The 24,167-nt window shown below is 38.2% G+C and carries 19 protein-coding genes and 2 pseudogenes; 17 read left to right on the plus strand and 4 right to left on the minus strand.

What is annotated here, in order from left to right:
* Window positions 1–15 precede the first annotated feature (15 nt).
* The 7 genes and pseudogenes from QHG57_RS04135 to QHG57_RS04165 all read left to right on the plus strand — a co-directional run bounded on the left by QHG57_RS04135 (window position 16) and on the right by QHG57_RS04165 (window position 6,957).
* Complete coding sequence (locus QHG57_RS04135) at window positions 16–804, plus strand: tRNA1(Val) (adenine(37)-N6)-methyltransferase (protein ID WP_330167198.1); 789 nt, start codon at window positions 16–18, stop codon at window positions 802–804.
* A 191-nt stretch (window positions 805–995) separates the two neighbouring features.
* The gene (locus QHG57_RS04140) at window positions 996–1,844 is read left to right on the plus strand and encodes a S49 family peptidase (protein ID WP_330167199.1); all 849 of its coding nucleotides are present in this window, start codon (window positions 996–998) and stop codon (window positions 1,842–1,844) included.
* 235 nt (window positions 1,845–2,079) lie between these two features.
* Complete coding sequence (locus QHG57_RS04145) at window positions 2,080–2,988, plus strand: 4-(cytidine 5'-diphospho)-2-C-methyl-D-erythritol kinase (protein ID WP_330167200.1); 909 nt, start codon at window positions 2,080–2,082, stop codon at window positions 2,986–2,988.
* Window positions 2,989–3,240: 252 nt separating this feature from the next.
* The gene (rnhB, locus tag QHG57_RS04150) at window positions 3,241–3,915 is read left to right on the plus strand and encodes a ribonuclease HII (RefSeq protein ID WP_419196319.1); all 675 of its coding nucleotides are present in this window, start codon (window positions 3,241–3,243) and stop codon (window positions 3,913–3,915) included.
* Window positions 3,912–4,874 carry an L-threonylcarbamoyladenylate synthase gene (locus QHG57_RS04155; protein WP_330167202.1) on the plus strand — a complete coding sequence of 321 codons (963 nt, stop codon included), beginning with the start codon at window positions 3,912–3,914 and terminating at the stop codon, window positions 4,872–4,874. The genes rnhB and QHG57_RS04155 overlap by 4 nt, the downstream gene beginning before the upstream one ends.
* Window positions 4,875–4,876: 2 nt before the next feature.
* Window positions 4,877–6,285: pseudogene (locus QHG57_RS04160) on the plus strand (FAD-binding oxidoreductase).
* A gap of 144 nt (window positions 6,286–6,429) precedes the next feature.
* On the plus strand, window positions 6,430–6,957 hold the full coding sequence (locus QHG57_RS04165) for a DUF6101 family protein (protein WP_330167204.1): 528 nt from the start codon (window positions 6,430–6,432) through the stop codon (window positions 6,955–6,957).
* 1,076 nt (window positions 6,958–8,033) lie between these two features.
* On the opposite strand, the gene purD is transcribed toward QHG57_RS04165, so the two are convergent.
* Complete coding sequence (gene purD / locus QHG57_RS04170) at window positions 8,034–9,308, minus strand: phosphoribosylamine--glycine ligase (protein WP_330169533.1); 1,275 nt, start codon at window positions 9,306–9,308, stop codon at window positions 8,034–8,036.
* Window positions 9,309–9,398: 90 nt separating this feature from the next.
* Here purD and ubiA point away from each other — a divergent pair, with 90 nt between their 5' ends.
* Window positions 9,399–10,403, plus strand: coding sequence for a 4-hydroxybenzoate octaprenyltransferase (gene ubiA / locus QHG57_RS04175; RefSeq protein ID WP_330167206.1), 1,005 nt, complete (start codon window positions 9,399–9,401; stop codon window positions 10,401–10,403).
* A 233-nt stretch (window positions 10,404–10,636) separates the two neighbouring features.
* Here ubiA and pdxH read toward each other — a convergent pair whose 3' ends face one another.
* A complete protein-coding gene (gene pdxH, locus QHG57_RS04180; RefSeq protein WP_330167207.1) occupies window positions 10,637–11,260 on the minus strand; it encodes a pyridoxamine 5'-phosphate oxidase in 624 nt (207 codons plus the stop codon).
* Between the two features lie 326 nt (window positions 11,261–11,586).
* Between pdxH and QHG57_RS04185 the strand changes: the two genes are divergently transcribed.
* From QHG57_RS04185 to QHG57_RS04220, 8 genes and pseudogenes are all read left to right on the plus strand, one after another.
* Entirely contained in the window at window positions 11,587–12,489 is a 903-nt protein-coding gene (locus QHG57_RS04185) for a J domain-containing protein (RefSeq protein WP_330167208.1), read from the plus strand.
* 127 nt (window positions 12,490–12,616) lie between these two features.
* On the plus strand, window positions 12,617–13,435 hold the full coding sequence (gene fabI, locus QHG57_RS04190) for an enoyl-ACP reductase FabI (protein WP_330167209.1): 819 nt from the start codon (window positions 12,617–12,619) through the stop codon (window positions 13,433–13,435).
* Between the two features lie 148 nt (window positions 13,436–13,583).
* Entirely contained in the window at window positions 13,584–14,672 is a 1,089-nt protein-coding gene (gene aroC / locus QHG57_RS04195) for a chorismate synthase (RefSeq protein WP_330167210.1), read from the plus strand.
* Window positions 14,673–14,687: 15 nt separating this feature from the next.
* A complete protein-coding gene (gene ribB, locus QHG57_RS04200) occupies window positions 14,688–15,791 on the plus strand; it encodes a 3,4-dihydroxy-2-butanone-4-phosphate synthase (protein ID WP_330167211.1) in 1,104 nt (367 codons plus the stop codon).
* 7 nt (window positions 15,792–15,798) lie between these two features.
* Window positions 15,799–16,053: an exodeoxyribonuclease VII small subunit gene (locus QHG57_RS04205; protein ID WP_330167212.1), complete on the plus strand. Its 255-nt coding sequence runs from the start codon at window positions 15,799–15,801 to the stop codon at window positions 16,051–16,053.
* Window positions 16,054–16,291: 238 nt separating this feature from the next.
* A complete protein-coding gene (gene dxs, locus QHG57_RS04210) occupies window positions 16,292–18,199 on the plus strand; it encodes a 1-deoxy-D-xylulose-5-phosphate synthase (protein WP_330167213.1) in 1,908 nt (635 codons plus the stop codon).
* A gap of 16 nt (window positions 18,200–18,215) precedes the next feature.
* On the plus strand, window positions 18,216–18,959 hold the full coding sequence (locus QHG57_RS04215; protein WP_330167214.1) for a TlyA family RNA methyltransferase: 744 nt from the start codon (window positions 18,216–18,218) through the stop codon (window positions 18,957–18,959).
* Window positions 18,956–20,210: pseudogene (locus QHG57_RS04220) on the plus strand (class I SAM-dependent RNA methyltransferase). Before QHG57_RS04215 ends, QHG57_RS04220 begins: the two are co-directional and overlap by 4 nt.
* 539 nt (window positions 20,211–20,749) lie before the next feature.
* On the opposite strand, the gene tldD reads toward QHG57_RS04220, so the two are convergent.
* Together tldD and QHG57_RS04230 are read right to left on the minus strand one after the other, a co-directional pair.
* Window positions 20,750–22,174 (minus strand): metalloprotease TldD, encoded by a 1,425-nt coding sequence (gene tldD, locus QHG57_RS04225; protein WP_330169534.1) that lies wholly within the window; start codon window positions 22,172–22,174, stop codon window positions 20,750–20,752.
* Window positions 22,175–22,283: 109 nt separating this feature from the next.
* Window positions 22,284–22,823: an invasion associated locus B family protein gene (locus tag QHG57_RS04230; protein ID WP_330169535.1), complete on the minus strand. Its 540-nt coding sequence runs from the start codon at window positions 22,821–22,823 to the stop codon at window positions 22,284–22,286.
* 332 nt (window positions 22,824–23,155) lie between these two features.
* Between QHG57_RS04230 and cyoE the strand changes: the two genes are divergently transcribed.
* The gene (gene cyoE / locus QHG57_RS04235) at window positions 23,156–24,091 is read left to right on the plus strand and encodes a heme o synthase (RefSeq protein WP_330168807.1); all 936 of its coding nucleotides are present in this window, start codon (window positions 23,156–23,158) and stop codon (window positions 24,089–24,091) included.
* Window positions 24,092–24,167 lie beyond the last annotated feature (76 nt).

Here is a 24,167-nt window from a genome sequence, read left to right on the forward strand (position 1 = left end):
ACATTAGGCTTTTAAATGGATAAGACAGCGAATCAGAGTGGTGAAACAATTGACAGTTTTCACCGCGGGAAATTTTATTTGGTTCAACCCCATAAATATGGTCATCGTTCTGGAATGGATGCGATGTTATTAGCTAGTTTGGTTCCAAGTAATTTAAAGGGCAAGGTTGTTGATTTAGGTGCAGGCGCTGGAGCTGCAGGGTTGGCTGTTGCTTCGCGTTGTCTGAAAGTTCATGTTACCTTAGTTGAACGTTCAGCTTTTATGGTATCTTATGCTCAAAAAACGCTTATGCTAAAACAAAATAAACAATTTGCTAGCCGAATTTGTTTGCTAGAAGCAGATGTTACCTTCAAAGGGAATGCTCGTATAAGAGCAGGTTTGATAGATAATAGCTTTGATTTTGCGATTATGAATCCACCTTTTAATAAGCCTACTGATCGCAAGACACCTGATAAACAAAAATCTGAAGCACATGTTATGTCTGAAGCGATGTTTGATAATTGGTTGCGGAGTGCAGCAGCCATTGTTAAACCAGGTGGATACTTAGGACTCATTGCGCGTCCACAATCGCTGACAGATATCTTGCGTGCTTTAGAAGGGCGTTTCGGTGGTATTTGTATAATTCCTGTGCATGCACGCGCGAAAACAGCAGCAATTCGTCTTTTATTTTACGCAAAACGAGGAAGCAGAACAGCTTTATCTATTTTACCGGCATTGGTTATACATGAAGGCAATAACCATACTTTTTCACCACGGGTTGATGCAATTAATAATGGATATATAAGCTTGTGGGAACTTTTCTAATAGTATCTTGTGTTTTTTAGTTTATTATTTAAAGTCTAAACTTTGTTATTAGAGAGGTTTGACTTTGGGTGAAATTATATTTCTGCTTGTAATGTGGGGATTGATCGGCGCTTTTGGATGTTATCGCGTTCTTCCTTTTTGTTGTCCTTGCCTATTTAACTGTTCTTAATTTATAAGGAGATTTTGTTTTGATGGATGTTATTAAAAGTTTTATTCCACGCCGTTTTTTTTCCGAGAAACTTGAAGTTCCAGTGGTGCGCCTTCAAGGAGCAATTATGGATTCATCAGCATCTATATCTCGTACCCTTTCCTTTAGTAGGTGTGCAAATCTTTTAGAGAAGGCTTTTGCACACAAAAAGTCACCGGCTGTTGCACTTATTATTAATTCTCCTGGTGGTTCACCTGTACAATCGCGTTTTATCTTCAAGCGTATTCGTGACTTGGCAGAAGAAAAAAATAAAAAGGTTCTTGTGTTTATTGAAGATATTGCAGCATCCGGTGGTTATATGATTGCTTGTGCGGGGGATGAAATTTTTGCAGATCCTTCTTCAATTGTTGGTTCCATTGGAGTGGTTTCAGCTTCCTTTGGTTTTCCGGAGCTTTTGAAGAAAATTGGTATCGAACGGCGTGTATATACAGCAGGAAAGAACAAAGTTACCTTAGATCCATTTCAGCCAGAAAAAAAGGCAGATATTGAGCATTTGAAATCTCTCCAACTTGAAGTGCATCAAACTTTTATCGATTTGGTTAAAGAACGGCGTGCTGAAAAATTATCAGATGATTCGAATCTCTTTACAGGAATGTTTTGGAGTGGAAAACAAAGCGTTGAGCTTGGTCTGGTTGATGGATTGAATGATGTACGTTCTGTTATTAAGGAGCGCTTTGGTAAGGATGCAAAACTTCGACTTATTATGCCTCCAAAAAGTTTTTTAGGACCTAAAACGCCTTCAGGAGTGACAGCACATACGGTTTATACAGTTGTTGATAGCGTATTGATGGCAGCAGAAGAGCGAGCACTTTGGCAGCGTTACGGTTTGTGATGGAAAGGATCATTCAAGTCAGAGAGATTTTTATCTAAAAACAGATGCTAGAAGAAAAAAGGCTTGAAATGATACGAATCAGAGCATGTCGTTTATTTTGTATGAGAACTCTTTATTTATTGTTTGTTTAGAAAACGATTAAGAATATTCCAAGCTGTTTATAGGGCTTGTGCTAAAAGTATGGATAAAAGGGGGGAATTGTAAAAGGACCCTATGCAGGTGAATATTACGTCATATGATATCAAATGTACAAGCTTCGTTTCAAAGACATTCCTATTTATTTACACCTATTAAATTGAATTTAGCTCTACATATTGTGGGGCAACGTGCTGATGGATATCATTTAATAGAAAGTTTGGTTTATTTTAGTCTTAGCGGCGATTGTCTACACTATGCACCTTGTGAAAATAATCAGTTTGTTTTGACGGGACCGTTTGCAAAAGGCCTTGTTTCTCATTTAGATAATTTGGTTATTCGCGCACGGGATTTGATGCATAAGACTTTTCCTGAATGTGCTCAACCTGCTTTTTTTCGGCTTGTAAAAACATTACCTGTTGCTTCAGGCATTGGTGGTGGCTCAGGTGATGCAGCTGGGGTTGTAAGCATGTTGCGCCAACAGTGGAATCTTGATTGCCCTTACGAAGAATTAGCAAAAATGAGCTTAGTTCTTGGTGCTGATGTTCCCATGTGCCTTTGTGCATTAGAATACCAGCAGCCGCTTTTGGTCAAAGGAATTGGTCAAGAGATGATACCACTAAAAGGAGCCTGTTCTCTTGCAATAGTATTGGTTAATCATGGACAAGAGATTTCAACACAAACTGTTTTTAAAGCGTTAGAGAAGCGTCATAATCCTTCTTTAAAAATTAATATAGACGCTTTAAAGAGTGTTGATTCATTGGTTGAAGCTTTACAAGAAACGCGGAATGATCTTTTTTCTTCTACATTAAAAATAGCACCTCAGTTAGCTGAAGTGTTATCTATATTAGATGAATGTGGGGCTCTTTTCTCCCGTATGTCTGGAACGGGAGCAACTTGCTTTGGCATTTTTAAAAATAAACAAACGGCGCAGCAAGCAGCTCTTTTTATCAAATCAATGCACCCAAGTTGGTTTGTAAAACCTATCATGACTTTAGGAAATCTTTGACAAATAAATATAAAAGATTTTATTTTGTCATAATTTTATTATACATAATGAAAGAGAGTAACCAAAGAAATGTATTTTTTGTTTTTCAGATAAAATAAATACATGCTAGAATGGTCTTTGAGAAAAGAAAATAGACAAAAAAATACTTTTTATTTTGTGTTTTTTTTATCTTTTGTGCAAGAATTTGCAGAATGTTTGAAGAGCCATTTAAAACTGTAATGCTTGCAAAAAATGATCAGGCTACAGAAATAGATGTATGTTTGTTGTATTTGTGATTTATCAAAGATGTTTAATCTTCCGCTTCAACCAAATTTTTTGTGCGAATTGGATTTGCAAAAACAGGGTTTTTTTCATATTGCAGGTGTTGATGAAGTAGGGCGGGGGCCTCTCGCTGGACCTGTCGTAACGGCAGCAGTTATCTTGGATAAAGATCATATTCCTAATGGGTTGAATGATTCAAAAAAACTTTCTTTTCTCCAACGAAATAGACTTTATCATGAAATTTTGCAAAGTGCATTAGCGGTTTCAGTCGCTAGTCTTTGTGCCCGTACAATTGATCAATCTAATATTAGAAAAGCAACTTTAGAAGCAATGCGTCGCTGTATTATAGGATTAGCCATTCCAGCCCACTACGTCCTTGTTGATGGACGTGATATTCCTTTTGAGTTGTCCTGTCCTGCAATGGCGTTGATTAAGGGCGATCAGCGTTCGGTTTCAATTGCAGCCGCATCTATTATTGCAAAAGTAACGCGTGACCGGATGATGGAATGTGCAGGACAAGTTTATAAAGGGTATGGTTTAGAGAAGCATGTAGGTTATGCAACGCTAGCGCATCGTACAGCTCTTGATAAATATGGACCAATTATAGGATTACATCGTTATAGTTTTGCACCACTAAAAGAGTGTTATAGAAATGGTGTATCATGACGATTCTACCACTCAATAGTGCTTCGATAAGAGAGGCAATAGCGCTTCTTGAACAAGGGAAGTTAGTAGCGTTACCAACGGAAACTGTTTATGGATTAGCGGGCGACGCAACCAATGGGAGGGCAATTTCTTCTATTTTTTCTACAAAGAATCGTCCGCAAATTAATCCTCTTATTGCGCATGTCAGCGGCATCGAAATGGCGGAACGTTATGTTAAAATTGACTTTCTTTCACGCCAATTAATGAAGAAATTTTGGCCAGGGCCTTTGACATTGGTTTTGCCTTTAAAGGAACAGCATAATATCCATCCTTTAACAACTTCTGGTTTGAATACCTTGGCTGTTCGTTTTCCAGACAGTCGTTTTGCGGAAGTGGTACAACATTTTGGCCGCCCACTTGCTGCTCCTAGTGCGAATCAATCGGGGTGTCTTAGTCCTACTTCAGCTGAGGCTGTTTTTGCATCTTTGGGGGAATCTGTTCCTTTGATATTAGACGGAGGACCTGCTAAAATAGGGCTTGAATCAACGATTATTAAGATTTGTGGTGAAAATATTTATCTTTTACGTCCAGGGGGGCTTACGGCTGATAAAATTGAAGAAGTTGTGGGGAAGTCTTTAAAACGGATAGATCAAAGGGCGATGATTGAAGCTCCAGGGATGTTAAAGTCGCATTATGCTCCCAATGCCATGATTCGTTTGAATGTAGAAAAGGTGGAAAATGGTGAAGCGCTTTTAGCATTTGGTTCAAAGCGCGTTATGGGGGTTGAAAATGCTGTTTCTATTTTAAACCTTAGCGAAGATGGAAAGTTGGAAGAGGCAGCCTCTCATTTATTTCAATATATGAAGGAATTAGATTCATTTAAAGTGAGATGTATTGCAGTAGAACCTATTCCATCACACGGATTAGGGGAGGCTATCAATGATCGTCTTATACGGGCTGCGGCTCCAAAGGAGAAATGAACATGGAGCAGGAATTAATTGAGGGGTTTAGGGAAATTGTTGGTGCTAAGCATGCTATAACAGATCAAGCGTTGATTGCACCGTATTTGCTTGAAGAGCGTGGGCTTTTTCATGGAAAAACACCTTTACTTTTACGTCCATCTTCTTGCGCAGAGGTCTCATCGATTATGCAGTTAGCGAGCAAAACACGCACACCGATTGTGCCACAGGGTGGAAATACAGGGCTTGTAGGGGGGCAACAACCAGATAAAAGAGGAGGGAGCATTCTTTTATCCATGGAGCGATTAAATAAGATTAGAGCTATAAATCTTGAGGGAAATTTTGTTGTTGTAGAGGCTGGTGTTATTTTACAGGATTTACAGAAAAAAGTGGATGAATCAGGTCGTTTTTTCCCTCTTTCTTTGGCATCCGAAGGTTCTTGCCAAGTAGGAGGAAATCTTTCGTCGAATGCTGGAGGGACTGCTGTTTTAGCCTATGGCAATATGCGTGATCTTTGTCTTGGTTTGGAAGTTGTTTTACCGGATGGCCGTATTTTAGATGATTTGCGTTTTGTTAAAAAAGACAATAGCGGTTACGATTTGAAAAATCTTTTTATTGGTGCAGAAGGCACATTAGGTGTTATAACTGCAGCCGTTTTGAAGATGTTTCCAAAAATAAAAGGAAAAGCTGTTGCTTTGGTGGGATTGTATAGTCCGGCGAAGGCTTTAGAATTTTTATCTCTGGCTCAAGAATACGGAGGAGGGATGTTGACAGGTTTGAGCTCATGGGAAATCTCAGTTTGCAAATGGCTTTAGATTATAAGATGTGTGAGAAGCCTCCTCTCCAGCGGAAACATGAATGGTATGTATTAATGAACATTTCATCGTTGCAAGGCAATGATGAGGCGCTATCAGTATTGAGTATTATTTTAGAAGAAGCTTTAAAAAATGCGGTGATAGAAGATGCAGTTATTGCACAATCTTTAAAACAGCAAGATTTTTTTTGGCAATTACGAGAAAGTATATCATCAGCACAAAAGTTAGCAGGAGGGTCCATTAAGCATGATATTGCAGTCCCACTTGCTTCTATTCCTGATTTTATTGCTGAGGCAGCACTTATTGTTGAAGATATTGCTCCAGGAGCACGGGTGATTTGTTTTGGACACATGGGCGATGGAAATTTACATTATAACATTACACAACCTGTAGGAGCTGATACGACAGTGTTCTTGCAGTTATGGTCAAAAATGAATCATCACATTCATAGTTTAGTGATGGACTATAGAGGTGCATTTTCTGCTGAGCATGGAATTGGTCAGCTTAAGCGCGAAGAACTTCGTTCTTTTAAATCGCCTGTCGCATTGGATATTATGCAAGGGATTAAAAAAACGCTCGATCCTTTAGGGATAATGAATCCCGGAAAAGTATTATAATTCAAGAATGGTGATCATGTATTTTTATTTAGATTTTAATAACCAAAAAAGAAACCAGTTGTTTTTTATTCAAACTTTTAATAATCCAATGAGAAAAAGCTGCTAAATGGTGTATATTATTTAAGATAAATTGGGATAATGTATATGGCTAATCAATGCTTTAATCAGGCAAAAGCGGTGCTTGAATTTCGGTTAGATCCGTGCCATTTGCCACAAACGACGACATATTTTTCATCCAAAACGGGTAATCAGGTTATTTGTTCATTAAATGAGGGTGGTGTTTCTTTTAAAACGGATATGCCTTCAAGCTTATCGCATTTAATACCCCCTTATCATTTCCAAGGAATTGCAGCACGTACCGTAAAAACGCGTTCAGGAGAAAGAGCTGTTGCATTAGAATTACTGCATGCCGATGAGGAAGTTTGTATACCGCTTTTGGTTTCCAGAGATTTGAATAATGTTCTTCTGGATTGGCGATTATGGGCGGATACTTATGGCCTCCCCATGCTTATGATCAATGAAGATAATCGCATTCTGGTTGTAAAAGATCGTTCTGATTTACATCGATTTTTTGGTACAACAGCACATTCTAAACAAAAGCGTTTTTTACTTCGTTATAGCAATCCGTTAGGCTTGCGTTTGGTGATTTCGAATCGAATTGCACTCCAGTAATATTAATATGCATTCATTTTTGTAATACCATAAGCATTTATCTTGTTGTATCATAAAACATCGTTGTTTGGGGCGGTAATATAAGGTATGTAAACTTCACACATGAAGTGTTTTAGAGGACATGGCGAATATTCTTAAGTTTGCTTGTCGGTTTTTGTGTAAGTGAAACATATGGGTGGGAATCAAGAGGAACCCGCTCAATGAGAATCCAGACGTTTACAGGCGAAATTTGGCATGACTTTTGGTTCTTTAAGGCAAAGAGGAAGTCAATGATTGTAAATGAGAGTTTTTTGACACCATACATTGGCAGCAGGAATCGGTTATGTTAAGCACTTTTTTCGGAGAGATAAAAACGGTTTTCATAACAATAGAAACTGTTTTTTTGGCGGTGTAATTTTTGGTTTTTGCCACATCATTAAAACACGAGCAGATGACTGGGAGTGTTTTTTACTTTTTTATAAATCATTTCTCTATGTTGAATGAGAGCTTGGAATATTGCAAAATATTTTTATTTCATCTCCATCTTATAATAAAAATCATTTAGATAGAAAGGGTTATCGTAATATTGAGAGCTGGAAAATACAATGATGGTATCGGTTTTTATCTTTATTCCAGAAAGATGGCAGAATGGATTTATACTATTTGCAGGTAGTGTCGTAAAATGGGAGTGACGAGCAGGAGAGATATTGTTTAAGAATTCGCACGCGAATAACATCAGGATCTTTTTTGGGGCATTTTATTTTTCGTAAAAGCGGAATTTTATTAAAGAATAAAATAAATGATAGGTATATATTTTTTTCTTCAGGATTTTATAAGAAAGAAAGTGTTTATAAAAGTGATGAGAAAATGCGTTTAAAGTAAATACAACAGTAAAATGATCAGTTTATATTACAGTGTCATATTCAGAAAATCTTCCTAATTTATCATGAGTAGATATCCTATTTACAATATTTGATTATTCAAAGGAAAGCACACTCATTTTTTAAAAATTATGGTCAACGTAAAACAGTGAGAAAATTTGCGTATCATGCTCTTATATAAAATAATCAAATCGTAAAAAAGAATATTCAAAGGATTTAGTTTTCTCGCGCAATGGCTCTCCATCCGATATCACGACGAACAAAACCTTCTGGCCAATCAATACAATCAACAGCTTCATAAGCACGTTTTTGTGCATGTGTAATTGTTTTTCCTGTTGCTGTTATATTGAGAACGCGTCCACCATTTGCAATGAGTTCTCCATCACGCAATACTGTACCAGCTTGAAAAACTTTCACATTGGGAAGAGTGTTTACTTTATCAACGTTACGGATAACAGTACCTTTTTGGGGAGAGTCTGGATAACCATTAGCAGCCATAACAACGGTGAGAGCAGTTTTTTCAGACCACCAAAGAGGTTTATTTTCAAGTTTTCCTTGAGCTGCAGCAAGAAAAATTGGCAAAATGTCATCTTTGAGACGCATCATTAAAACTTGACATTCAGGGTCACCGAATCGTACGTTAAATTCAATGAGTTCGGGTCCCTTTTGCGTTATCATTAATCCGACGAAGAGAATACCTCTAAAGGGGGCGCCCATTTCTTTCATGCTTTTTAAAGCTGGTTCAACAATTTCTTTGAGGGTACGATTCACTATTTCTTGGGTCATGATGGGCGCTGGTGAATAAGCACCCATCCCACCGGTGTTTGCTCCAATATCCCCATCACCTACACGTTTATGATCTTGAGCAGATCCAAAAGGAAGAGCAACGTTACCATCACAAAGGCAGAAGAAGCTTGCTTCTTCACCTTCAAGAAAAGATTCTACAACAATTTTTTTTCCTGCATCTCCAAATGCACTTTTGAAGCAGGCATCGACTGCGTTAAATGCTTCTTCCATAGTTGTTGCAACCACAACACCTTTGCCAGCCGCTAAGCCATCAGCTTTAATAACAATGGGAACACCTTGTTGATGAATGTAAGCTTTAGCTTTAGAGGCATCATTAAAGCATTGGTAACTTCCTGTAGGAATGTTATTCTTACGACATAAATCTTTTGTAAAAGCTTTTGAACCTTCTAGTTGAGCAGCTTTTTGAGTAGGACCAAATACACAAATGTTAGCGCTATTAAGAGAGTCTGTTATACCCGCAACCAATGGTGCTTCTGGTCCTACAATCACAAGATCAATAGAATGTGCCTTACAAAAATCAATAACAAGGGGATGGTCATCAATGTTTAAATTAATATTTTCACCAAATTCTGTTGTTGCAGGGTTTCCAGGAGCACAATATAACTTTGTTAGAAGTGGTGATGCTGCTATTTTCCATGCTAAAGCATGTTCTCGTCCACCAGAGCCAATAAGAAGAATATTCATTGCTTGCTCCTCTCATAAAAGATGATTAATCTCATCTCCTTCTCATAAGAATGAAATGTCTCTATCGCAAGACCAAAGGTAAATCATTTGATGAAAAAAAATAAAAATATTGCGCATGTTCAGTCCTATGATAGCCAAGGACGGGTTATGGATGCATCTTCCAAACAATGGGTCTACAATTTTCTTCCCTGTTCTTTATGGTTTTATGCACAATTGGCACGTTGGGATAGGCCTATCGGATGGCAATTGTTGATGTGGCCTTGTTTTTGGTCAACAACAATGGCTTTTTTTTCTTATAACATACATTACGATACTCTTTTATCAATGTTTCTTCATTGGGTTTGGTATCTTTTTCTTTTTTTTCTGGGATCTATTGCTATGCGAGGGGCAGGATGTACTTGGAATGATCTTATTGACTATAAAATTGATGCTCAGGTAGAAAGAACACGTTCTCGCCCATTGCCGACAGGACATGTGAGTCGGTTTCAAGCAAGAGTTTTTATACTTGTGCAATGTTTGGTTGGTTTAGTCGTTTTATCACAATTTAATGGGTTTAGTTTTTTTCTAGGTATTTCGTCATTGATAGCTGTTGCATTTTATCCTTTTATGAAACGCGTAACATATTGGCCGCAGTTTTTTTTAGGCGTTGCATTTAATTGGGGGGCATTAATGGGGTGGGCTGTTGTCGTTGGAAGTTTAAGCTGGGCACCAATCTTGCTTTATGTGGGATCAATCTTGTGGACTATAGGATACGATACAATCTACGCACATCAAGATAAAGAAGATGACGCTACTGTTGGTGTCCGTTCCACGGCTCTTCTCTTTGGTAAAAGAACCAAGCGTGCTTTAGTATTTTTGTATGGTGGTTTTGTGGTGTTCGTTAGTCTCGCATTTTATTTAGCTGGAGTCCCTTCTCTTAGTTTTTTGGGGGTTTTTGTGGCAAGCATCCATATGTTTATTCAAATTAAAGTCATTGATATAGATGACAGTTCACAATGCCTCAGGCTTTTCAAATCTAATTCGCTTATTGGTTTTGTAATTTTTGCTGGTTTAGTATGTGGGGGTATATGGACGATATTTTATCCTGCGGTCTAAAAATAAATTAGCTAAAATCATAGTTTCTGCTGAATACAGTATTTTCTTTTAAATAAGCTTGTTGCTTATCTATTTTCAAATGATACAGTAGAAAATATTACCAATCAACTTTTACAGTGAAAATGAAATTCTTCTTAAATAAAATAAATCATCTTCTTTTAGAGTTTTTCAAATAAAAATATCTGTTTAACTGCTGGGAAGAAAAAATCTTCATAACGATGAAGTTTGAAGAATTAGGGATAAAGTTTTTGTCTTTTCCAATCGCTGTGTGCAACACAATCGCGTGTAAAAAGCAGACGATCATGTAAACGAAATGGGCGATCGCACCAGAACTCTATAGAAAGGGGTTTAACACGAAACCCAGACCAATAAGGTGGTCGTGGAATATTGCCTAGAGCATAACGCGCAGTATATTGAGCAATTGCTTTTTCGAGAACAAAACGATTGTCTAAAGGTTGAGATTGTTTAGATGCCCATGCACCAATTCGACTACCACGTGGTCGCGATTGGAAATAGGCATCAGCTTCCTGTTGACTTACTTTTTCAACAATTCCTCTAATTCTGACCTGACGACGGAGTGACTTCCAATGAAAACCCAAGGATGCTTTCATTGATTTTAAAATTTCTTGTCCTTTACAGCTTTCATAATTGGTATAGAAGACGAAGCCTTGGGGACTGTAGTCTTTGAGGAGAACCATACGAACATTAGGGAGTCCTGTTTCGTCAACTGTTGCCAATGCCATAGCATTTGGATCATTTATTTCACTTACCGTTGCCTCTTCAAGCCACTTTTCGAAAAGCTCAAAAGGTTTTTGTATTTGCATAAAATGATCATCTGTTGGTATTTTGTTGCTCATAGTTTCTCCAAATATCAGTGAGCATGGGTGAGGCATTTTCTCATTTACTTTAGCATCAAGAAGTTACAGTACCATTTTTTCTTATTTTCAAAAAGCTAATGCTATCGTGTATTTCTATGGTAGTTTAATTATTTTTACTTTAGCATAGACTACAATGAGCTATATTAAATAAATGTCTCATTTTATCTGGTATTTTAGTTTATTGATAGACATATAAAGGGAAAAGAAGAAATTATTCTCTAGAATAGACTGATGAAGTTATACAAGGATATTGGACAACATATCAGTTGATATTTTGAAAACGAAAAAATTGAAAAGAGGGCAATATGCGTGATCCCTACACGATTCTGGGTGTGGCACGTACCGCAAAATCGCAAGAGATTAAATCGGCATTTAGAAGATTAGCAAAGAAGTATCATCCAGACCATAATAAAGATGATACAAGGGCTAAAGAAAAATTTGCTGAAATTAATCAAGCTTACGAAATTATAGGTGATAAAGATAAAAAGGCACAATTTGACCGCGGTGAAATTGATATGGAAGGAAAACCGCTTTATCAAGCCTATGGTGCTGGTGAAAATTTTAGCAATAAAGAAAATCCCTTTTCAGGAAGAGCAAAGGGATTTGATTTTTCCTCTTCAGGTGGTGCAGGTTTTGATGCGAGTGATATTTTTCGGGATCTGTTTGGAGGAGGAGGTAGCTTTTCGAATTCCACACACTATAACCGTCCCAAACAAGGAGCACATATTCGTGCTAATCTTGCCATAACATTAGAGCAGATGGTTGGCGCAGAAAAGGTAGAAGCTGTTTTTCCAAATGGAAAAAAGTTAAAAATTAAACTCCCAGATTATATTGAAGATGGACAGACTATTCGTTTAAAAGGTCAGGGAGAAGAGGTCCCTCACGGGCAAGCAGGAGATGCGTTGATAACCATTCAGATTCAAAAACATCCTCGTTTTCGGGTTGAAGGAAGAGCACTCCATCTTGATTTACCAGTTTCTCTTAAACATGCTGTTTTGGGAGCAAAAGAAGAGGTTGAGACGTTGGAGGGACGTGTGGTTTTAACGATTCCTGCTTGGTCAAGTTCTGATCGCGTTTTACGGTTGAAAGGAAAAGGGCTTCGTTTAAAAAATGGTACAAGAGATGATTTTTATGTGCATGTTCGCATTATGTTGCCGGAAGGTGAAAATGCTGCGCTAGAACAGTTTTTGCAAATGCAACAAGATTAATTTTAAAATTTTTTATATATAAAGCGTAGTTTTTGTTTGATTTTAAACCAATTGCTTGAAGAAAAAGTTGACCTGTGTCATAGGCAGATGAATAATATTAATTTTAAGTAACAATGGGGCAGTGCTGATGGCTAAGGGTAATGGTTTATTGTATGGTAAGCGTGGTTTAATTTTGGGATTGGCCAATAATCGCTCCATCGCTTGGGGAATCGCTAAAGCGGCAAATAGCGCAGGGGCAGAGCTTGCTTTTACCTATCAGGGTGAAGCAATGAAAAAGCGTGTTGAGCCTTTGGCTGAAGAATTAAAGGGATTTGTTTGTGGACATTGTGATGTTTCTGACAGTGTCTCTATTGATACGGTCTTTAGAGAAATAGAGAAGAAATGGGGCAAACTTGATTTTTTAGTTCATGCTATTGGTTTTTCTGATAAAGATGAATTAAGTGGTCGTTATATTGATATCAGCGAATCAAATTTTATGATGACCATGAATATTTCCGTTTATTCCTTAACAGCTCTAACGAAGCGTGCAGAAAGATTGATGTCAGATGGTGGTTCAATCTTGACACTAACCTATTATGGTGCAGAAAAGGTTGTTCCCAATTATAATGTAATGGGGGTTGCCAAAGCAGCTCTTGAAGCGAGCGTGAAATATTTAGCGGTAGATTTAGGTCCTCAAAATATTCGTGTTAATGCTATATCTGCTGGACCAATTAAAACGTTAGCGGCTTCTGGTATTGGTGATTTTCGTTATATTTTAAAATGGAATGAATATAATGCTCCATTACGTCGTACGGTAACAATTGAAGAGGTTGGTGATTCTGCGCTTTATTTTCTTTCAGATTTGTCTCGTTCCGTTACCGGTGAAGTCCATCATGTCGATTCAGGTTATAATATCATAGGTATGAAAGCAGTTGATGCACCGGACATTTCTGTCGTTAAAGAATAAAGTTTGGTTTATAGGATTTTATTGGACAGCAGTAATTTGACCAAATTTAAAGTGGCCAGGAGTATTTGGGAGCAAAGAGCTATCTTGTGTATAGCACACAACATACGTTGTCGTTGTATATATTTGACAGAGAAACGGATCTTTTTTCATGTCGCATAATACATTTGGTCATTTGTTTCGTGTAACAACATGGGGTGAAAGTCATGGTGCTGCTCTTGGTTGTGTCATTGATGGTTGTCCACCTGGGATTATTTTTACTCTTGCAGAAGTTCAAGCTTATCTTGATAAACGCAAACCAGGACAATCAGAATACACAACGCAGCGCCGAGAACCAGATGAAGTAGAGGTCCTTTCAGGAGTTGTCGTTCAAGACGATGGTATGACATTGGTGACAACAGGTACACCAATTTCTCTGTTGATTCGAAACACAGATCAACGTTCGAAGGATTATAGCTCGATTGCCCATCAGTATCGCCCAGGACATGCGGATTATACTTATGATATTAAATATAGCATTCGTGATTTTCGAGGCGGGGGACGTGCTTCGGCACGGGAGACGGCAGCACGTGTTGCAGCTGGTGCATTTGCTCGTAAAATCGTTCCTGGTTTGATTGTACGAGGAGCAGTGATAGCAATTGGTCCTCATAATATTAATCGTGATCGTTGGGATTGGTCAGAGGTTGATAATAATCCTTTTTTTACAGCTGATGCAGAAATGGTTCACATTTTTAGTGATTATATCAATAAACTTCGTAAAGAAGGGACATCTGTTGGTGCGATTGTTGAGATCGTTGCAGAAAATGTTCCGGCAGGTTTAGGAGCCCCTATTTACGCAAAGCTTGATCAAGATATTGCCTCGTTACTTATGTCGATTAATGCGGTAAAAGGTGTTGAAATTGGTGATGGTTTTGCGGCAGCCCGTCTGAGGGGAGAAGAAAATGCCGATGAAATGCGAATGGGAAATGATGGAAAACCGCTTTTTTTATCCAATCATGCTGGTGGTATTTTAGGGGGAATATCGAGTGGACAGCCAATTGTTGCACGTTTTGCTGTAAAGCCTACTTCATCAATTTTAACGCCTCGTCGCTCCATTGATGTTGATGGTCATGATATAGATGTTATAACGAAGGGACGTCATGATCCATGTGTTGGGATTCGTGCCGTTCCTGTTGGTGAAGCGATGGTTGCTTGTGCTATTGCTGACCATTATCTAAGACATCGCGGTCAAGTTGGGTGATTGAGAAGGTGGACAATGGCGTATGATGAAAAAAAAATTGTTTCTGCACTTAAAGCTTTTGAACGCGGTGAAATTGTTGTGGTGACAGATGATGATGACCGTGAAAATGAGGGTGATTTAACTGTTGCTGCAGTGCATTGTACAGAAGAAAAGATGGCATTTATTCTTCGTCACACAACAGGTATTGTGTGCACACCTATGCCAAAAAAAGAAGCACAACGGTTTAATCTTGCTCCTATGGTACCAGATAATAACTCTGCACATGGGACACAATTTACTGTTACTGTGGATTTTAAACATGGGATAACGACGGGGATTTCGGCACATGACCGCACATTGGCAGTTCGTAATCTTGCTAATCCAAATGCTGGCGCCCACGATTTTGTCCGTCCAGGACATATTTTTCCTTTGATTGCGCATGAAGGGGGGGTGCTCATGCGTTCAGGTCATACGGAAGCCGCTGTTGATTTATGTAAATTAGCTGGTTTGCCACCAGTTGGTGTTATTGGTGAGTTGGTCAATGATGATGGCAGCGTTAAACATGGCGATCAGATCATTAAATTTGCACAAAATAATCGGTTACACACGATAACGGTTGCAGATTTAATTGCTTACCGTCAACGTAAGGAAATATTGATCAAGCATATTGGAGAAATGCCTATTGAAACATCTCTAGGTCCCGCTATTGTTCAAAGTTATCAACTCCCTTGGGAAGTCGTTCAGCATATTGCAATTGTTTTTGGTGATGTCCGTGAGGGGGAGGATATTCCTGTGCATTTACATCATGAAAACATTATAAATGACGTTTTTTGTCAATCTTCAGACATTATGGCGATGATGCGGCATATGATGGAAAAAGAAAAACGTGGCGTATTTATTTATTTGCGTGAAGGATCTGTTATACAATCAACTATTGATATTCAAAAGATGGCAAGAGACAGTTCAGAAAACCATGTACAGGCGATTGAACGCAAAGAAGAATGGCACAAAATTGGTTTAGGATCACAAATTTTAAAATATTTAGGAATAAGATCTGTTATTGTTTATGCTTCTAAAGAGCATCATTATGTAGGTTTAGAAGGTTTTGGAATTTGTGTATCCAGAACCGATATTTTTTGAGGTTCATATGAAAAAAGAGATACAAAAGGGGGATATTGCGGCCTTAAGCTTTGAGCAAGCACTTAAGCAACTTGAAGTTATTGTCGAAAATTTGGAACGTGGCGATGTGCCTTTAGAACAATCCATTGATATATATGAACGCGGTGAAGCGCTTAAAAAGCATTGTGAAAAACTCTTAAGAGTTGCTGAAGCTAAAGTTGAAAAAATCCAGCTTTCAGAAGAGGGTTCTCCAGAAGGAGTAGAACCGCTTGATACTAAATAATATTAAATATTTTTTGATCTTTATTGTGAAACTAGGAGGTGTGATAACTTTTTTTATAGAAAATTAAATTTATTGATTTCTTTTTTTATAAAATAAGTTAAAAATGGGGAAACTATAGCTCATCTCAAATAGAAAAAAACATTTTTCAGTAAAAAAGACACAAAACTGTAAATAAGAGTAGAGAAGATATATTTGTATTGTTGTGTTTTCTTGAGTTAATATAATAGAAAGGATTTTTTTGTCTCAGGTCTTAACACCATTGCTTGATCGTGTTTGTTTTCCGCAAGATTTGCGGGCATTGCCTGAGTCTGATTTGGTGCAATTGGCTGATGAGTTGCGAACCACAACAATTGATGCGGTTTCTGTAACAGGTGGTCATCTTGGGGCGGGACTTGGTGTTGTTGAGCTCACTGTTGCATTACATTATATTTTTAATACACCAGAGGATAGGATTATTTGGGATGTTGGTCATCAAACCTATCCACACAAGATTTTAACGGGGCGTAGAGAAAAAATTCGCACATTACGTCAAGAGGGCGGATTATCAGGTTTTACAAAACGTTCAGAAAGTGTGTATGATCCATTTGGAGCGGGTCATTCGTCTACTTCTATTTCAGCGGGGCTTGGTATGGCGGTGGCGAGTGCTTTGAAAGCAGAGACAAGACGCAATATCATAGCTGTCATTGGTGATGGTGCAATGTCTGCGGGCATGGCTTATGAAGCAATGAACAACGCTGGTGCTTTGGATGCACGCTTGATTGTTATTCTTAATGATAACGATATGTCTATTGCACCACCTACAGGTGCTATGAGTGCACATCTTGCACGATTAGTATCTCGTCCTTCTTATCGTCATTTGCGTGAACGCGTAAAGATGTTGAGCGAAAAATTGCCAAAGTTTTTTTTGGATAAGGCACGTCGTTCAGAGGAATTTGCGCGTGGACTTTTGGTTGGAGGAACTTTATTTGATGAGCTCGGCTTTTATTACGTTGGGCCCATAGATGGGCACAATTTGGGGCATTTATTGCCTGTTTTAAAAAATGTTCGTGAATATCCTAATGGTCCTGTTTTGGTGCATGTTGTAACCCATAAGGGAAAAGGATATCCACCTGCAGAAGCCTCGTCTGATAAATATCATGGTGTTAATCGTTTTGATGTTATGACAGGAAAACAGGTTAAAGCATCAAGTAATATTCTACCCTATACTAAGGTATTTTCTAAAGCTTTAATAGAAGAAGCTCGTCATGATGATAAGATTGTTGGCATAACAGCAGCGATGCCAACAGGGACGGGTCTTGATTCGTTTGCAAAAAAATTTCCTGAAAAAATGTTTGATGTTGGTATCGCTGAGCAACATGCCGTAACTTTTGCGGCAGGACTTGCTTGTGAGGGGTATAAGCCTTTTGTTGCAATTTATTCTACTTTTTTACAGCGTGCTTATGATCAAATTATCCATGATGTATCAATTCAAAAATTACCGGTACGTTTTGCCATTGATAGAGCAGGTTTTGTGGGGGCAGATGGTGCAACACATGCTGGAAGTTTTGATATTGTTTTTTTGTCCACTCTTCCTGAGTTTGTTGTTATGGCACCTTCTGATGAGCTTGAACTGATGCATATGGTGCGTACAGCTGCAGCTTATGATCAGGGACCAATTTCTTTTCGTTATCCACGTGGTGAGGGTGTTGGTATAGATTTACCGCAACGTGGTGAGTTATTAGAAATTGGAAAAGGGCGTGTTCTGCGTGAAGGAAATAGGATCGCTTTGGTTTGTTTTGGAACGCGGATGTCAGAAGTGTTGCGGGCTGCTGATACGTTGGAGGTTGAAGGATTATCTACAACAGTTACAGATGCACGGTTTGCAAAACCTTTAGATAAGGATTTGATGCGTCGTTTGGCACGTGAGCATGAAGTATTGGTGACAATTGAAGAAGGGGCAATCGGTGGATTTGGAGCGCACATATTACAATTTTTAGCGCAAGAAGGGCTTTTAGAACATGGTTTGAAAGTTCGTACACTAAAACTTCCTGATGAATATTTAAATCATGGTGCACCAGAAAAAGTTCTCTCAACTATCGGGCTTGACGCTATGGGTATTGTCAACACGGTTTTTACCGCTTTGGGCTGCGAGATTCGAACAGGATAAAAAATTCGAGTATAATATGGCTGCCAGAAAAAGGCTCGATATTCTTTTAGTTGAAAAAAACTTTTTTACGACACGTTCACGTGCACGTGATGCTGTCATGCGTCAGACTGTTAAAGTTAATGGCGAAATCGTTTTAAAGGCTGGGCAAACCGTTTTTGATGATGCAGAGATTGCTGTTTGCGATCCAGCACAGAATTATGTTTCTCGGGCAGCGTTAAAATTAATTGCTGCACTTGATACGTTTCCGATTATAACAGATAAAGTGATGGCCATTGATGTTGGTGCATCAACAGGTGGTTTTACACAAGTTCTTTTAGAGCGTGGATCGGCTCATGTAATTGCCATTGATGTTGGGCATCATCAATTTGATAAACGTTTATTGGGCAATAGTGCTATAACGTTATTAGAAGGCTTGAATGCTAGAGATTTTCAAGAGAAACATTTAGGCGGGCGAGAAATTGATCTTATCGTTTCAGATGTTAGCTTTATTTCTCTCAAACTTGCATTGCCTCCCGTTTTGTCTTTAGCCAAGAAGGGCGCCCAAGCTGTTTTACTGGTAAAGCCTCAGTTTGAGGTTGGTCGTAAACATTTTAGTAAGGGAGGGATATTAAATCCATCAATAGCTAAAGAAACTGCTGAGGCGCTTTTTGTTTGGTTAAATACACAAACAGGGTGGAGTGCAAAAGGTTTAATTCCTTCTCCTATTACAGGTGGTGATGGCAATGTGGAATATTTACTATTCGGAGAAAAACAAGAGTGAGTGACAATGTCATAATCGACCATATCGGAGCAAATGGTTATGGTACTTCCAAGACATCGCACGGTTTTGTTTATGTTCCTTTTACTTTACCAGGAGAGTGTATTGAAATTGCTGTTCATGGAAAATATGCAACATGTATAGCATTAAAAGAAAAATCACCAGAACGCATTGATGCTCTTTGTCAGCATTTTGGAGAATGTGGAGGCTGTACTCTTCAACATTGGCATATGGATGCTTATCGCGTATGGAAACGACAATTGGTTGTTGATGCGCTTAAAAAGTATGGACTTAATAGTGTTGTAGCACCTTTAATAGAATGTAAACCCTATAAGCCGACGGAGGATGACTCTAACAGCATCCATGACCCCACAGGGGCAAAAAGTTGGTTTTAACCGTTATCTCTCTCATGAGATTGTGGCTCTTGAGGAATGTCCAGTAAGCCATCCAGAGCTTATTTCTCAGTTGCACAATATCAGAGAGCTCTGTGCTTTTCTAAGCAGCTCTGCCAAGCGGTTTCATGTTACGATAACACATGTTGAAAATGGTTTAGATGTTGCTTTAAGCGGTTGCATTGTATACCATGAATCACTTCGTCAGAAAATGATCAGTGCGGCTCTTTCATATGGGATTATACGTTTATCTATTGACGGTGAAGTTTTGGTTGAACAAGAAAAACCAGAGATTTACTTTGGAGATGTTCGTGTTGAATTTCCTTCTGGTGGTTTTCTTCAAGCAACTGGCGAAGCAGAAAATATAATGGGCAATATTATTTTGACTCATTTAAAAAAAGCAAAAAATGCTGTTGATTTGTTTTCAGGGCTAGGAACATTTACATTTCGTATGGCAAAAAAGATGAATGTTCATGCAGTAGAAAATAATGAAGATGCACTAAGAAATCTAAATACAGCAGCACGTTTTTCAACTGGTTTAAAAACGGTAACTTGTGAAAAACGTGATCTTTTCCGACATCCACTTTCTGTAAAGGAACTTGAGTGTTTTGAGTGTGTAGTTTTTGATCCTCCACGCGCTGGTGCAGAGCAACAAGTACGTGAATTAGCGAAAACAACAGTATCTCGTGTTGTGGCAATTTCCTGTAATCCTACTACATTTGCTCGTGATTTATCTCTCCTTGTTGCAGGGGGGTATATAGTAGAAAAAATCGTACCGATTGATCAGTTTTTATGGTCACCACATGTTGAAATTGTTGCTGTTTTGAGCAAAAAGAAAAAAAAGAAAGGTTGGAAGCTTTAGCCTAAATTTTTTTAATGCCATGAAGATTTTTTTAAGTTTACTTGAGTATTATGATAAAATCTCTCTAAAATTTATCTATAATAATGACTTTTTTCTTGTTGAATTAAGAGCACTGAATGTAGAAAGTGTTTTTTATTTTAAGCTTTTATATTAGAAACATAAAAGACAAGTTATCCCACACAAAAGACTAATGTATTACGAAGAAGATGTGTCTGGACAAGCCGGTGCCATTGTTATATTTGCCACCTTCCAATGTAGCTACAACTCTTGGTACTTGAGACGGTCCATAAGAGGAATTCTTAGTCCTTTCTTGTACCATTTTTATCCACATGGCTCTCTCCACCTGTAACGTACAAACGAATAATTTTGATTGATTCAACAGACACAGATTTAAAATGAGAGAAATCTTACGATATTCAAGGTTCTAATTCAATATGAATAAAGCTAGATTATCTTTATAAGTCAATGCATTGTACCCCCCCTCACACAACGGTCTTAATAGACGAGAAGGAGGCAATATTGGTAAGGAATGAGAAAGCTTATTCCTTTATAAGCGCAGTTCCACCGATTGTCATATTATTGATTCGAAGATGAGGTTGACCAACACCAACAGGAACATTTTGGCCAGCTTTTCCACAGATACCGATACCATTATCAAGTTTACTATCATTACCAATCATTGTAATACGTTTCATAGCATCCGGTCCATTTCCAATAAGAGTTGCGCCTTTGATTGGTGCACCAATTTTACCATTTTCTACTCGGTATGCTTCAGTACATTCAAAGACAAATTTTCCAGAAGTAATATCAACTTGTCCTCCACCAAATGAAACAGCATAGATACCATGTTTGAGTGAAGAAAGGATTTCTTCAGGTGTTTTATCTCCTCCTAGCATGATTGTATTGGTCATTCGTGGCATTGGCGCATAAGCATAAGATTCACGCCGTCCATTTCCAGTTGATTTACTTCCCATAAGCCGTGCATTAAGCCTGTCTTGCATAAAACCAACGAGCTTTCCATCTTCAATGAGAACGTTATATCCTGAAGGGGTCCCCTCATCATCAACAGTGAGAGAGCCACGGCATTGTGGAATTGTTCCATCATCAACAACTGTAACACCTTTTGCCGCAACTTGTTGTCCTAAAAGTCCAGAGAAAGCGGATGTTTTTTTACGGTTAAAGTCACCTTCTAAGCCATGACCTACGGCTTCATGGAGCATAACGCCAGGCCATCCATTGGCTAAGACAACATCAAAAGATCCTGCAGGTGCTGCTTCTGCTTCTAAATTTGTTAAAGCCATACGTAAGGCTTCATCCGCAGCTTTTTTCCAATTGTCTTCATGAATAAATTGGTTAAATGCTTGTCGCCCTCCACATCCATAAAAACCATTTTCACGTCGATTTCCTTCAGCCGCGACCACAGATATAGAAAGCCGCACAAGAGGACGAATATCACGAACCAAATAACCATCTGCACGTAAAATTTCAATATGTTGTAGAGAGCCGGAAAGAGAAACAGTCACTTGATGCAATTTATCATTTTTAGCACGTAAATAGGCATCAATTTTTTGCAAAAGAGCACTTTTTTCTTCAAATGATGGAGCATCAAGGGGATTATGCGGTTGATAAAGTCTCTTGTTTGTTTGTTGAGGTGCTATGCTATAAGTTCCGGCATGATTATTATAGGTAACAGCTTTAGCTGCTTCACTGGCACGTTTGAGTGCAGCAGCTGATAATTCACTGGAATGTGCATATCCAGTTGCTTCTCCAGCAACGACACGCAGACCAAACCCCATATTTTGATGGAAAGAGCCGTTTTTAAGCTGTCCATTATCAAATAAAAGAGCTTCGCTTTCTGTATACTCAAGGTAAAGCTCACCATCATCAGCATGATGAAGCGTTTCCTGTACAAGTGATTGCACTTTAGAGGAAGCAATATCAAAATGATCAATCAGCGATTTCATAAGAATTATCCTATTTTTATGGGGGCTTAGAAGATTTTTATTAATCTAATTTAAGAAGCTTTCAAAATATACGATGAGATTTTTATCGTCTAAAGTGTATCGATTTTATTCATGTCGGTAAGGTTGCATAGGCGTCGCTAAGACCATGAAGGTCAACGAAACCTCCAATCCCTTGTTCAGGAGTTGTAAAGATAAAATAGGTTGCTATTTTTCCTTTTAAAAAGAGCTGCAATATGTCTTCTTTAAGAAAAGCTTCAGCAACACAATTATCACCAAGACAACGACGATATTCCATTCTGCCCATATTTTTATCGTCAATTTTGATTCCAACGCCAGGACGTAATTCAACACGAATCGGAACAAAAACACGCATCAAAGCACCCTGCTTTTGAGGAAGTTTATAAAATGTAACGCGCAAGGTAATATCATGACGACCTTGTGTATGAACGTTTTGTACAACTTCACACTGCATGTTAGGTGTACCTGGTGGTAGAGCACAAACTTTTGTCCATGCACCATAGGTTTGTGGAGCAGGGACATTTTGCGCATAGGGTGTTTGTGCAAATGCATGATTGATAAAACTACTATAAAGTGTGTGAAGAACAGCACCAATAAAAAAAGTTTTTTTGAGTAATTTATAAAGTATCACAGAAAATCCTATCCGACTCACCACACACACAGCTATGCATAAATTTACATAAAAAAATGAATTCCCCATATAAAAACTATAACACAAAATCAGTATTTACCCAAATATATTAATCCATAGGATATATTTTATGATATATTTGTAATGAAGGAGAGAATGTTGATTGAAAAAATGTATTTTTGTTGCCAATATTTCCATCTATCTTTAGGGGATACGTGCGAAAGAAGTATTTCATATTTTCTCAAAAATACGATTGGTCTTAATTGGCCATTTCCATACGTTAGATAATATTGGTTTGTGAATGACAGAAATGGAAAAGAGCCTTGAGTGGAATGTCAGTTTCAGGAGAATTATCGGTTGTGAATGGTAAATCAACACCACCAAAATCCGGTATTGGTGATTATATCACATTATTAAAGCCACGTGTTATGTCTCTCGTGGTCTTTACGGCTCTGGTTGGTTTGCTTGTATCGCCTGTTCCTATCAATCCGCTGTATGGTTTTTTAGCGATTTTATGTATTGCTATCGGTGGTGGCGGTGCGGGAGCACTGAATATGTGGTATGATGCTGATATTGATGCCCTGATGGAACGGACCAAAAAGCGTCCTATTCCTATGGGGAAAATCAGTTCCCGAAAAGCATTTATTTTTGGCATGGTTCTTTCTATGCTTTCGGTATTGGTTATAGGGAGCTTCATTAATTGGTTTGCGGCCTTTTTTCTTGCGTTTACGATTTTCTTTTATGTCGTTATCTATACAATTTGGTTAAAGCGTATCACACCACAAAATATTGTTATTGGTGGTGCTTCTGGGGCTTTTCCACCAATGATTGGATGGGCCGTGACAACAGGGACAGTGAGTATTGATAGCTTTTTATTATTTTTAATCATTTTTATGTGGACCCCCCCTCATTTTTGGGCTCTTTCTTTATTTTCATCTCTTGATTATGAGGCTGCAGGTATCCCTATGATGCCTAATGTACGAGGTGAACATTCAACAAAAAAACAGATTTTATTTTATACTATTTTGATGGCGTTATGCGCTGCTGCTCCTTGTTTTACTGGTCTTGGCGGAATTTTTTATGGTATTTTTTCAACAATTTTAAGCATTATCTTTCTTTATTTTGCCTATCGTTTGTGGAAAGCTGATACACATAATGAAACTATTTTGATGGCAAAAAAACTGTTTTTCTTTTCATTACTTTATTTGGCTGCTATCTTTGGGGCTCTTTTGATTGAATCTCTTGTTTGGTATTTTATCGCTCTTTAGTGGCGTGAAATGAAAGAGCAAATTTAAAAAGAGTTTTGCTACAAGAAAATGCCATAAGAAGACACGATAGGGTGTG

Source organism: Bartonella grahamii subsp. shimonis (assembly GCF_036327415.1).
Classification (GTDB): domain Bacteria; phylum Pseudomonadota; class Alphaproteobacteria; order Rhizobiales; family Rhizobiaceae; genus Bartonella; species Bartonella shimonis.

Bases quoted from the DNA above. Each gene is read 5' to 3' on its own strand.
- QHG57_RS04135 (WP_330167198.1), top strand. From the start codon at position 16: ATGGATAAGACAGCGAATCAGAGTGGTGAAACAATTGACAGTTTTCAC.
- QHG57_RS04140 (WP_330167199.1), top strand. From the start codon at position 996: ATGGATGTTATTAAAAGTTTTATTCCACGCCGTTTTTTTTCCGAGAAA.
- QHG57_RS04145 (WP_330167200.1), top strand. From the start codon at position 2,080: ATGATATCAAATGTACAAGCTTCGTTTCAAAGACATTCCTATTTATTT.
- rnhB (WP_419196319.1), top strand. From the start codon at position 3,241: ATGTATGTTTGTTGTATTTGTGATTTATCAAAGATGTTTAATCTTCCG.
- QHG57_RS04155 (WP_330167202.1), top strand. From the start codon at position 3,912: ATGACGATTCTACCACTCAATAGTGCTTCGATAAGAGAGGCAATAGCG.
- QHG57_RS04165 (WP_330167204.1), top strand. From the start codon at position 6,430: ATGGCTAATCAATGCTTTAATCAGGCAAAAGCGGTGCTTGAATTTCGG.
- purD (WP_330169533.1), bottom strand. From the start codon at position 9,308: ATGAATATTCTTCTTATTGGCTCTGGTGGACGAGAACATGCTTTAGCA.
- ubiA (WP_330167206.1), top strand. From the start codon at position 9,399: ATGAAAAAAAATAAAAATATTGCGCATGTTCAGTCCTATGATAGCCAA.
- pdxH (WP_330167207.1), bottom strand. From the start codon at position 11,260: ATGAGCAACAAAATACCAACAGATGATCATTTTATGCAAATACAAAAA.
- QHG57_RS04185 (WP_330167208.1), top strand. From the start codon at position 11,587: ATGCGTGATCCCTACACGATTCTGGGTGTGGCACGTACCGCAAAATCG.
- fabI (WP_330167209.1), top strand. From the start codon at position 12,617: ATGGCTAAGGGTAATGGTTTATTGTATGGTAAGCGTGGTTTAATTTTG.
- aroC (WP_330167210.1), top strand. From the start codon at position 13,584: ATGTCGCATAATACATTTGGTCATTTGTTTCGTGTAACAACATGGGGT.
- ribB (WP_330167211.1), top strand. From the start codon at position 14,688: ATGGCGTATGATGAAAAAAAAATTGTTTCTGCACTTAAAGCTTTTGAA.
- QHG57_RS04205 (WP_330167212.1), top strand. From the start codon at position 15,799: ATGAAAAAAGAGATACAAAAGGGGGATATTGCGGCCTTAAGCTTTGAG.
- QHG57_RS04215 (WP_330167214.1), top strand. From the start codon at position 18,216: ATGGCTGCCAGAAAAAGGCTCGATATTCTTTTAGTTGAAAAAAACTTT.
- tldD (WP_330169534.1), bottom strand. From the start codon at position 22,174: ATGAAATCGCTGATTGATCATTTTGATATTGCTTCCTCTAAAGTGCAA.
- cyoE (WP_330168807.1), top strand. From the start codon at position 23,156: ATGTCAGTTTCAGGAGAATTATCGGTTGTGAATGGTAAATCAACACCA.